10 protein-coding genes are annotated in these 11,511 nt (G+C 53.5%); 1 reads left to right on the top strand and 9 read right to left on the bottom strand.

The genetic code is table 11. The annotated features are described in order from the left end of the window. Positions 1–136: 136 nt before the first annotated feature. From recC to rppH, 9 genes are all read right to left on the bottom strand, one after another. Positions 137–3,508, bottom strand: coding sequence for an exodeoxyribonuclease V subunit gamma (gene recC, locus QEN32_RS04355; protein ID WP_265321960.1), 3,372 nt, complete (start codon positions 3,506–3,508; stop codon positions 137–139). A 15-nt stretch (positions 3,509–3,523) separates the two neighbouring features. Then, positions 3,524–3,844, bottom strand: a complete 321-nt coding sequence (locus QEN32_RS04350; protein WP_000019294.1) for a prepilin-type N-terminal cleavage/methylation domain-containing protein — start codon at positions 3,842–3,844, stop codon at positions 3,524–3,526. After that, complete coding sequence (locus tag QEN32_RS04345; protein ID WP_001078535.1) at positions 3,829–4,236, bottom strand: DUF2509 family protein; 408 nt, start codon at positions 4,234–4,236, stop codon at positions 3,829–3,831. The genes QEN32_RS04350 and QEN32_RS04345 overlap by 16 nt, the downstream gene beginning before the upstream one ends. Then, a complete protein-coding gene (locus QEN32_RS04340) occupies positions 4,233–4,796 on the bottom strand; it encodes a prepilin peptidase-dependent protein (protein WP_000029150.1) in 564 nt (187 codons plus the stop codon). Before QEN32_RS04340 ends, QEN32_RS04345 begins: the two co-directional genes overlap by 4 nt. Then, complete coding sequence (locus QEN32_RS04335) at positions 4,787–5,257, bottom strand: prepilin peptidase-dependent protein (RefSeq protein ID WP_000744668.1); 471 nt, start codon at positions 5,255–5,257, stop codon at positions 4,787–4,789. The genes QEN32_RS04340 and QEN32_RS04335 overlap by 10 nt, the downstream gene beginning before the upstream one ends. Before the next feature lie 184 nt (positions 5,258–5,441). Continuing rightward, a complete protein-coding gene (thyA, locus tag QEN32_RS04330) occupies positions 5,442–6,236 on the bottom strand; it encodes a thymidylate synthase (RefSeq protein ID WP_000816247.1) in 795 nt (264 codons plus the stop codon). A gap of 6 nt (positions 6,237–6,242) precedes the next feature. Beyond that, positions 6,243–7,118, bottom strand: coding sequence for a prolipoprotein diacylglyceryl transferase (lgt, locus tag QEN32_RS04325; protein WP_000204645.1), 876 nt, complete (start codon positions 7,116–7,118; stop codon positions 6,243–6,245). Positions 7,119–7,333: 215 nt separating this feature from the next. Beyond that, complete coding sequence (ptsP, locus tag QEN32_RS04320; protein WP_000957888.1) at positions 7,334–9,580, bottom strand: phosphoenolpyruvate--protein phosphotransferase; 2,247 nt, start codon at positions 9,578–9,580, stop codon at positions 7,334–7,336. 12 nt (positions 9,581–9,592) lie between these two features. After that, the gene (gene rppH / locus QEN32_RS04315; RefSeq protein ID WP_000564481.1) at positions 9,593–10,123 is read right to left on the bottom strand and encodes an RNA pyrophosphohydrolase; all 531 of its coding nucleotides are present in this window, start codon (positions 10,121–10,123) and stop codon (positions 9,593–9,595) included. Between the two features lie 682 nt (positions 10,124–10,805). Here rppH and mutH point away from each other — a divergent pair. Further along, a complete protein-coding gene (gene mutH / locus QEN32_RS04310; RefSeq protein WP_001274930.1) occupies positions 10,806–11,501 on the top strand; it encodes a DNA mismatch repair endonuclease MutH in 696 nt (231 codons plus the stop codon). Positions 11,502–11,511: the final 10 nt, after the last annotated feature.

Here is an 11,511-nt window from a genome sequence, read left to right as displayed (position 1 = left end):
TGGTCACATAAACCATCGACCTGAGCAGAACGGGATATTATTGTGCTGAACCAGGCAGCATCTTTTTATCAGTAATCAGTCCGTGACGAAGAGCGCATCATAGTCGAAGCCTTTTAATTGTGCGATTTTCATACAATCAACGAGACTGATTAAAACGAAACAGCGGTAACAGGTAATGCCGGGACTGCGCAATGATAGCCTGCAACGTTTCCGATTCCAGCTGACGCCAAAGACGTTGATACCAGATATCTTCGCCTTCGCCGCTCACCATCATGTTGCCTTCATAAGCCTGTAAAAACTTTGTCCTGGCCTTCTGTAAGGTATCATTGTCGTCTAACATGACATCATTTTCAGCGTCATAACAGGCTTTTATCCATGCGCCGCCGCTTTCCGGCAGTACCAATAGCGGAGAAGACATGCCTTCCCGGTAGCCTTCAATCAGTTGCGCCAGGTAAGCCATTGCCTGCGCTTTATCAAGTGGCGGAAATCGCCACTCTCCCTCTTTGCGCAAAAACAGGCGACTTTCGCCACTCCCGCCGCTGGCACAATAGACAAGGTGTTCCAGCCAAAGTTGCACACCTTGCGCAACGCTGATTAAAGCGGGACGCCAGCGCAATAATCCATCCTCCTGTACCTGCGGTAGCCAGCCGGTTAGCTGAACGCCATTGCAAAGCAGATCCACTTCCAGGCTTTGGCTCGGCTTACGACAGGCGATGACCCGGCTTGCCAGTTGCTGCATCTCCTGACATTGCGCATCCCAGAATATTTCGCCAAACGCGCCGTAAGGCAACTCTCCCGCAGCCCGGAAACGGCGGAACAAGCGTTCGGCGTCGTCCTCTTCAACCAGCGTATTGAGCAACTGTTGGTTAAGTTGATATCGCGTCAATCCCTCTAATTCAAACGGTTCCGCATCAGGAATCTCACTCTCCTCCGAGCGGAAATTAACCTGAAGCCGCATCTGAAAAAATGCGCGTACCGGATGGGCCCAAAAACGCTGCAGACTTTCCAGAGTCAATGTTTCCGGCATCGTAAAAGGAAGCGGCTGCACAAAGTCAGAATGCGCTTTTCCCGACTGACTCGCCGCAGGCAACCACTCTCTGGCATAACTTTGCTGTTCGCCGGGTTGGTAATTTTGCGCATCAAAAGGCATACGGGTATGCAGACGCGTAATATGCGCTTTGACTCGTGCTTCGCTCTCATCACAGGTCAGCGTTTCGTCGCCCGGCAAATAGTGGCTTTGCCCGATGTAATCCACCAATTCTTGCACCAGTACAGAGGGAAAGCGTTCGCTATTATCCTGGATGGAGCGACCGATGTAGCTGATATACAGCGTCTGCTGCGCCGAGATTAACGCTTCCAGAAACAGGTAGCGGTCATCGTCGCGACGGCTACGATCCCCGCGCATGGGTTTTTGGCTCATCAGGTCAAAGCCCAACGGCGCAAGCTGGCGCGGGTATACGCCGTCGTTCATTCCCAGCAGGCAAACGACTCTGAACGGAATGGAACGCATCGGCATCAGCGTACAAATATTGATGGGGCCCGCCAGGAAGCGCTGGCTAATACGTTCCTGATCCAGACGCTGCGCCAGTTCATCCCGCAGTAGCGAAATCGGTACCGCGTCGCCATATTCCGCCGCGACGCCTTCGGCGATAATGGCCTGCCACTGCTGTTCAATCAATGTCATTGCCGCTTCCGTGTCCGCATCGGGCAGGAAGAAATCATTGAGCATATCGCGACAAACGGGCAACCACTCTTCCAGCGGTCGCTCCTGCGCCAGACCGCGCCGCCAGATATTAAGCTGCATCAGCAGCGAAGCCAGATGCCCGACCAGCTCAGCAATCAGACCGCTGGATTCGTCATAAGGCAGAACCGACTGCCACTCGCCCTGGGCGCTTTCCATCGCATACCCCAGCAGCATACGCGTCAGGCCAAATTGCCACGTATGCTGCCCCGTGGCAGGAAGTTCCAGCTCGCGTACGTTGTCATCGTCAATTCCCCAGCGAATGCCTGACTCATTGACCCACAAGCGCAAATAACGCAACCCTTCTTCGTTGATCGTAAAGCGGGCAGCCAATACCGGTACGTCTAACAACGCCAGAACATCCTCGGAGACAAAGCGGCTGTCCGGTAACGAAAGTAGGCTGATAAATGCCTGTAACACCGGATGTGACTGACGCGCCCGCCGATCGGAAATGGCATAAGGCAGATAGCGCTCCGTTGGCGCGCTACCAAATACCGCCTGGATAAACGGGCTATAGCTGTCAATATCAGCCACCATAACGATAATGTCGCGCGGCGTTAGCGTCGGATCGGCTTCCAGCATCGCCAGCAGGCGATCGTGCAGTATTTCCACCTCGCGCTGCGGGCTGTGACAAACGTGAAAAGAGAGGCTGTTATCCTCGGGATCGAGCAGACGCTTATTGTCGCTGCGCGAATACTCCTCAAGATTTACGCCCGCCACCGCATGGCTTTCCAGTTCAAGGATATCCGCCTGAATCCGATGCAAAAGATTATCTGGCGTAATATCAACAAACGCATCCAGCTCCTGGCTGTTTTCCAGTTCAGATAGCAGGTAGATATAATCCCGCCCCAGTTTTCCCCATGAGGCCAGTAGCGGATTACCGATATCCTGTTCACCGTCGCTGTTAAATAAGGCTTCCGGCTTCTGATTTTCACGGAACAGCGGTAAATGACGGTCTTCAAAAGTGTGACGACGCTGGCGAGCCATGAGTTTTGCCAGCCAGGCTGGGTCTTTAATATCCCCCCAGTAATACCGACACGGATTAGTAAAAAGGAGATGGATTTCAATATGTTTACCCAGCGCCTGCAATGCGCTGAGATACACCGGCGGTAACGCGGAAATGCCGCAAATAAAAACGCGGGACGGCAACCCTGGCGGGCAGGCGGTCGCGCTTTCCAGCGTTTGAATAAAGCGTTGGTAGAGATTGGCGCGATGCCAGCGCGGCTGCCCCAGCGCGGCGGTATATTCCACCAATGCTTTCCACAGCGGCGCCTGCCAGTTTTGCGCCTCCCCCAGACCTTCCACGGTTTTTCCCGCTTCCCACTGCGTAAGCCAGTCAGGCCGATAAACCAGATACTGATCGAACAGGTCGGCGGCGCGCGCGGAAAGCTGAAAGAGTTTGCGTTTATCGGTGTCGTCGGTCAGATAATGGCGCAGCAGTACAAACTCATCCTTATCCAGCAACTGCGGCAGCAAGGTCATCAGTTTCCAGCTCATGCTTTGTTTGCTGAAAGCGCTTTCTTTGGGGATATCCGGCAACACGCGGACAAACATCTCCCAGATAAAACTCGCCGGTAACGGAAAAGCGATATTCGCCGCAATACTAAACTTTTGTGAAAGGGTCATCTGCAGCCACTGCGCCATACCCGTGCTTTGTACCAGAATCATTTCTGGTTCAAAGGGATCATCCAGCCGCTCGCGTTCGACGATGAATTCCATCAACGCTTCCAGCACATCCAGACGATTGGAGTGGTAGACCCTTAACATAATTACTCCTGACGATTAACGATTTGGACAATGCAAGCGCGTCATCTGCCCCTGCCTGCCAGAGGGTGAAACCATCGTGACGCTGATGCTGACACATCCCGATTGCGTTGTCTGCATCCGGTTGGCCTTCCAGCCTTCAGCAGGCGAAAATGGATACAGCGCCGTTTGCTGCCACGCCTGCCGCCAGATCTGAAGATACTGGTGTCGTAATGCAAAACTGTGCATTAATACCCGCTGATAGCCTGACAGCGCGGTGACGATCATTACCATTAGAACCATCGCCACTAAAACTTCCGGGAGGCTAAACCCGCGTTGTAAATTCAGGGGATGCGACATAACGCCACCTCTTTTAATGGACAAAAATCGCTCCAGCCGTGGGGAGAAAAGACAATGCTTCCCTGAATGACGTTGCCCAAACGCCATAACGTCATGCCGTCATCTTGCGCCGCCATCACCACCTCATCCCCCGATAATCTCCGCAAACAGACCCTCGCTCCTGAAGGGGAATAGCGCCGACATTCCATTTCGGTTACGCCTGACCATAGCTGCCCCCGCCCCCATTCCAGCGCCGACTGTACGAGCGCCTGGCGTTGTATCGCCATGCTCTGCGTCGTCACGCGGGCGGCATAGCTGGCCTGCTGCTGATTTACGCCTTGCAGTAGCAGACTACCCAGAATCAGTATTAAAAGCGCCAGTATTAGCGAAGAAGCGCCACGTTCCCGATTCACAGATTAAATCCCGTTACGCTGTATTGCGCGTCAATAACCGTCTGAGGCTCGGCTTTGCTGGCGCCACGCAGATGCAGCATGAGCACTGGCGAGAATCCCGTTATATCCCGGCGCTCAACGGTAAACGCCGTGATGAGTACCGTATTGGGATCGGTCATTTTTTCCCATCCCTTACCCTGGCAAGATGTTGCTCCGCGTAATGTCTCCAGAACGTTATCCTTCATACGGAACCCGGTCTGGTCGGCCTCTTTCGCCGGTATGGTATCCCAGACCCCGTTATTATTCCCGTCCCACTGAACGATGACGCATTGCCCCTGTTCGGCAAGATGTAGCCCTTCGCCGATACAGTGGCCATGACAATAACCCGCACGTTGAAGATGCTTCGCTACGGTATAGGTTCGCTGCCAGATTTCATCTTCCAACGATAACTGTCGCGTGTTGTGCCAGATCTCACGCTGTAGCGCCGGTAAAAATCGTGCGGACCCAAGCAGTAAAATGGAACCGATCGCCATCGCCAGCACAACTTCCAGTAGCGAGAACCCCCGCGTGGTTATTGACACGTGGCGGCCTCGTTACGCTCGCATAGCCTGATTCGCCCCCAGGAGGAGACGACCAGACGCCACTCTCCGGCAGCGTTTTTCAGTACGATGTGCCCTGCCCATGCCGTATTGCGCAGGCCAAAGAAGGCTAACGACGGCGTGATATCGGCAAGGACGACATCACGCCAGTCGGGCGTAAACACAAAGGGGGAAGATGGCGTACACGATGTTTGCGTAGCAACAGAGCTGACAAAGCACCATGAACCGCCTTCGCTGACCACGCGAAGAATGTGATCGCGGTTATGCCAGTGAGCATCCTCACGAAGTTGCAGCAGGTAATCCCGCACCTGACATGCGGTTTGCCACAGGCGCTGTTGCTGCTGCCAGCGTTGCCAGCCATAAAGTCCTGTGGCGCTGAGAATGATAATGAGCGACATCGCGACCACCGTTTCAATGAGCGTATAGCCCTGTTGTTTTTTCATGTCGGCAGTATGGCGGGCGGGGAAAAAATAACGAGCGCCAAATACAGATTGTTCGGCGCGTTACGAGAAAAAGTTCATGTCTTGCAGCGCGTTGCAAAATTTCAGGAATCCGCGCCGAAGATTGAGATGAAGGGTAAAAAAAACCGACGCGCGATGACGTCGGTTATGGCAGGATCGTCAGCGCTTAGATAGCGACCGGCGCTTTAATACCGGGGTGCGGATCATAGCCTTCAATTTCGAAATCATCGAACCGGTAGTCAAAAAGCGAATCGGGTTTACGCTTAATGACCAATTTCGGCAGCGCGCGCGGTTCACGGCTTAATTGCAGGTGCGTCTGCTCCATATGGTTGCTGTACAGGTGCGTGTCGCCGCCGGTCCAGACAAAATCGCCGACGTCCAGGTCGCACTGTTGCGCCATCATATGCACCAGTAACGCGTAGCTGGCAATGTTGAACGGCAGACCGAGGAACACATCGCAGGAGCGCTGATAAAGCTGACAGGAGAGTTTTCCATCTGCGACATAAAACTGGAAAAAGGCGTGACACGGCGCCAGCGCCATCTTATCCAGCTCGCCGACGTTCCACGCAGAAACGATAATACGACGAGAGTCCGGGTCGTTTTTAAGCTGGCTTAAGACCGTGGCGATCTGATCGATATGGCGGCCATCCGGTGTTGGCCATGCACGCCACTGCTTACCATAAACCGGGCCTAAATCGCCGTTCTCATCGGCCCATTCGTCCCAGATGGTGACATTATTTTCGTGCAGGTAAGCGATGTTGGTATCGCCCTGCAAAAACCATAGCAGTTCGTGAATAATTGAACGTAAATGGCAGCGTTTCGTCGTCACCAGAGGAAAGCCTTCCTGCAGGTTAAAACGCATCTGATGGCCAAAAATGGAAAGCGTGCCGGTGCCGGTACGGTCGTTTTTCTGTGTGCCTTCATCCAGCACTTTTTGCATCAGTTCTAAATACTGTTTCATGGTTCCTCAGGAAACGTGTTGCTGCGGGCGGCGGCGATATGCCCAAACCATCATGATCGCGCCAGCGATAATCATCGGGATAGAGAGAATCTGCCCCATGCTGATGTACTGTACCCACGCGCCGGTAAATTGCGCGTCCGGCTGGCGGAAGAATTCAACAATGATACGAAACGCGCCATAGCCAATCAGGAATAATCCGGAGACTGCGCCCATCGGACGCGGTTTGCGAATAAAGAGATTAAGGATGATAAACAGCACCACGCCTTCTAATGCCAGTTCATACAACTGGGAAGGGTGGCGCGGCAATACGCCGTAGGTATCAAAAATAGGCTGCCATTGCGGATGTGACGGCAGCAGCGCAATATCTTCCGCGCGTGAGCCAGGAAAGAGCATGGCAAACCGGAAGTCAGGATCGACGCGCCCCCACAATTCACCGTTGATAAAGTTGCCCAGACGCCCGGCGCCCAGGCCGAACGGAATTAACGGCGCAATAAAATCAGACACCTGAAAGAACGAGCGCTTCGTGCGCCTGGCGAAGATAATCATCACCAGTATCACACCGATAAGCCCGCCGTGGAAGGACATGCCGCCGTCCCAGACGCGGAATAAATAGAGCGGGTTATCCAGAAACAGAGGGAAGTTATAAAACAGGACATAGCCAATACGCCCCCCCAGGAAGACCCCCAGGAAACCTGCATAGAGTAAATTTTCAACTTCGTTTTTGGTCCAACCGCTTCCCGGACGGTTAGCACGACGCACCGCCAACCACATCGCGAAAACGAACCCCACCAGATACATCAAGCCATACCAGTGAAGCGCGACGGGCCCAATTGAGAAAATGACCGGATCAAAGTCCGGAAAATGCAGATAGCTACTGGTCATCTGTCACCACAATTTCTTGTTATTTCGCTGAAGAGATAGCGATTGATAAGCGCGCCTGCGCGTTGCAGACGCTCCAAAGGTGCGAATAATAGCACAAGGGTTAAAAGCGAGATGCCGATTACCGTTAAAAGATATGTATACGCATTGTCTTTCATCTTGCAGGCGTGTTGTCTGCGCCGTGAATCCACAGTCACTCTCTTTTCCCGCTCCAGTCGTTACAACCCTCCGCGAATCAATCCCCCCATCCCGCGGCGCTCCATAAACGCCGCAACCTGATGACGCACTTCGGTCGCCATCTGCGCCTCAAGGCTGCGTCTGGCAAGGGTTTGCGCGTCTTCAAAATCGATATGCCGCAGCAGATATTTCACACGCGCTACCGAACGGCCATTCATCGAAAGATGGCGATATCCCAGACCGATAAGAATCGCCACGCACATCGGATCGCCCGCCATCTCGCCGCACAAGCGAAGATCGAGGCCATTTTTTTCGGCTTCCTGCGCAATCATGGACAGTGCGCGCAGCATAGCCGGATGCAGACTGTCGTAAATACTGGCCACGCGGGTATTGTTGCGATCTACCGCCAGGATATATTGCGTTAAATCGTTGGTGCCGACCGAGATAAAGTCGATCCGGTTCGCCAGATGCGGCAGCATAAATACCATTGACGGCACTTCCAGCATAATGCCGATACGCGGTTTCGGGATCGCATAGCCGATCATCTCCTCGACCTCGCGCCCGGCGCGTTCGATCAGACGCCGCGCTTCATCGACTTCATCAATACTGGTGACCATCGGCAGCAAAATGCTGAGGTTGCCAGTCGCCGCATTGGCGCGCAGCATCGCGCGGACCTGGATCAAAAAGATCTCCGGCTGATCCAGCGTAATGCGGATCCCGCGCCAGCCCAGACACGGGTTCTCCTCGCTGATCGGCATATAGGGCAGTTGCTTATCCGCTCCCACATCCAGGGTCCGCAGCGTCACCGGTTTATCGTTAAACATTTGCAGCATCCCTTGATACTGCGCCACCTGCTCTTCTTCCGAGGGAAACCCGCTTTGCAGCATAAAGGGAATTTCAGTACGGTACAGGCCGATACCGTCGATCCGACTGCCTAACTTTTCCTCATGCTCGGGGCTGAGCCCGGCATTCAGCATCACTTTGACTCGCTCGCCGCTTTTCAGTTGGGCGGGAAGATTGACGTCGTCCTCCGCCAGACGACTGAGTTCTATCTCTTCACTAATGAGCCGCTGATATTCCTGAATAAGCACGGGTTCAGGATCGACCAGTAATTCACCGCGATAGCCATCCACCACCAACGTACGGCGATGTAGCACCGAAGGTTGGATATCAGCGCCCATGACGGTCGGGATACCGAGCGCGCGCACCATAATCGCCGCATGCGAGTTTGCCGCGCCGTCGCGCACCACAACGCCCGCCAGCCTGTCCTGCGGCAGCTCCGCCAGGGTGGTCGCCGACAGCTCATCCGCGACCAGAATAAAACGTTCCGGCCAGGCGTTTGGCCCCTGAACTGAATCATCAAGGTGGAATAACAGCCGCTGCCCCAGCGTGCGTAAGTCTCCCGCACGTTCTTTGAGGTAGTTATCGGTTAGCGCCGCAAATTGCTCGGCAAATTTTTCGATGATTTTTTTAACGGCCCACTCCGCAACAGCGCCTTTGTCGACCTCGGCGAAGAGTTCGCGACGCAGTCTGGCGTCTGAAAGCAGGTGTGAGTACAGATCAAAAATGGCCGCCGTCTCTTTTTGCGCGCCGGCGGCAAAGCGTTTGCTGTATCGTCGGAATTCGTTCGCCGCCTCTTCCAGCGCGCCGGTCAGTCGTTCGCGTTCAAGAGAGGTATCCAGCGTAGACGCTTCGTAAACCTGTTCCATCAGCGGCATGGTCGCGTCTTGCCAGCCCGTTGCGATAGCCACGCCCGGCGCCGCAGGAAGCGCGCGGATTCGCGTCTGCCGGTATTGCCCGAACAGCGCTGTGACCTGCGACTGTGACAGGATAGCCGCCATCTGCGTAGCGAGCGTGACGAGGAAAGACTCTTCGCTTTCATCGTACTGGCGCAATTCGCGCTGCTGTACGACCAGCACGCCGAGAAGTTGGCGACGCTGAATGATCGGCACGCCGAGAAACGCGCGAAAACGCTCCTCTTTTACCGAAGGAATGTATTTAAAGCTGGGATGTTTTTGCGCATCGGCAAGGTTAATGGGTTCCGCCAGTCTGCCCACCAGACCGACGATCCCCTCATCAAACGCAAGCGCAACGGTTCGACCACGCGGTTTTTTCAACCCCCGCGTCGCCATCAGGTAATAACAGCGTCGGTCATGATCGGCCAGGTAAACCGAGCAAACCTCTGTATCCATCGCAAGACAGATATCCGTGACCAGAATATTCAGCGCCTCGTTCAGACGCGGCGCACTGGCCACTTTTTCGACTATTTCGCGCAGGCGAGTGAGCATAATTTGCGTGGCTTAACCTCTTTTACGTCGATAAGCAGGCGCGCTTTGTAGCTTAGGGGGATTATCCTGAAGCGCCATGACAACACTTGCAAACTCTTTCATTACCCTGCGGTAGACATCGCGTTTAAATGACACCACTTGTCGAACCGGATACCAGTAACTTACCCAGCGCCAGCCGTCAAACTCCGGCGTACTGCTGGTTTGCATATTGATTTCGGCGTCGGCGCTCATTAACTGCAAAAGAAACCACTTTTGTTTCTGGCCGATACATACCGGCTTTGTGTCCCAACGCACCAAACGTTTTGGTAACTTGTAACGCAACCAGTTGCGAGTAGAAGCAAGGATCCGTACATCTTTACGGCTTAACCCAACTTCTTCAAACAGTTCCCGGTACATCGCCTGTTCTGCCGACTCCCCTGGATTTATCCCGCCCTGCGGGAACTGCCAGGAGTGCTGACCAAATCGCCGGGCCCACATCACCTGCCCCTGACGATTACAAATTACGATACCTACATTTGGGCGGTAGCCATCGTCATCAATCACCGGACTACCTCAACATAAACCTTATATATGAACGATTGTTTCATACTCCAGTGAGGCGGTAAACCACTCTGTAATAGTGACACAGCCTAATAACAATTGAATAACTCACAGTAAATAGCCGAGTTATAAACAGATGATGACGCCCTTGCGCCATTTTATTCACCTTTTCTGTGGATATAGTTGTGAAGAAGTATGGAATTACCACGGGAAAACCCAGAACAGTCTGAATTCCTCATGCGGAAAACAGTAAAAATAGTGCCTTATATTCATTGTGTTATAGACAAATCTTACATGCCACCTTCATAAAGCGTGACCAGTATCACATCTAAGATCCTTATGCTGATGAAAGATCAACCAGCGTCGGTTTTATCCACAGATTGTGCCAATAACTTACGCACTATTTGTCTGAATTTTCGATTTTCGTCGCACGTCAAGGCTGTAAATGGAAACAGTAGTGGTGGTTTTACACAGTTATCCCAACTTTCTGTGGATAACATAGTGTAAGATCCTGTTTATTGTCAGTGACCAGAATTGGAAAACCCGCTTCAGCGTTGCGCAACACGAAGAAACAACACAAAAAAGGCAATAAAAATCAGTCTATTGAATATAAGACACAGAAAAAGATAAACTCTGCCCATACGGTATAAAATCACTGCTCACTTTTTGACCTAAGGTAATTGTCATGTCCGCTCTTTGTCCGCTACTGACTCCGCCTGCTTCGGAAGCATTGCTGTTAGCCCAGGCGCGGCAGCTTTCCGGCTATACGTTAGGCGAGCTGGCGGCGATGGCCGGCATTACCACGCCTAAAGATTTGAAGCGAGACAAAGGCTGGATCGGCGTCTTGCTGGAGATCTGGCTCGGCGCCAGCGCCGGGAGCAAGCCGGAGCAGGATTTCGCCGCGTTAGGCGTAGAACTGAAAACCATCCCGGTGGATAGTCTGGGTCGCCCTCTGGAAACAACCTTTGTTTGCGTGGCGCCGTTAACCGGTAACAGCGGCGTGACCTGGGAGACAAGTCACGTACGGCATAAATTGAAGCGCGTGCTATGGGTGCCGGTCGAAGGCGATCGCAGCATACCGTTAGCCGAACGCCGCGTAGGTTCGCCGCTACTCTGGAGTCCGAGTGAAGAAGAGGACAGGCAGCTACGCCTCGACTGGGAAGAGCTGATGGACATGATAGTGCTGGGCCAGGTGGAACGCATTACCGCCCGTCATGGCGAAGTCTTACAACTGCGGCCCAAAGCCGCCAATGCCAGGGCGCTCACCGAGGCTATCGGTGCGCGCGGGGAACCTATTTTGACGCTACCGCGTGGATTTTATCTGAAAAAAAATTTTACGCAGGCGCTGCTGGCTCGCCATTTTTTATTGCAGAATCCGTAACGTCCATTAC

The organism is Salmonella sp. SA14318, assembly GCF_029866905.1.
Taxonomy (GTDB): Bacteria; Pseudomonadota; Gammaproteobacteria; order Enterobacterales; family Enterobacteriaceae; genus Salmonella; species Salmonella enterica.
This window is presented reverse-complemented; position numbering and strand designations above follow the sequence as displayed.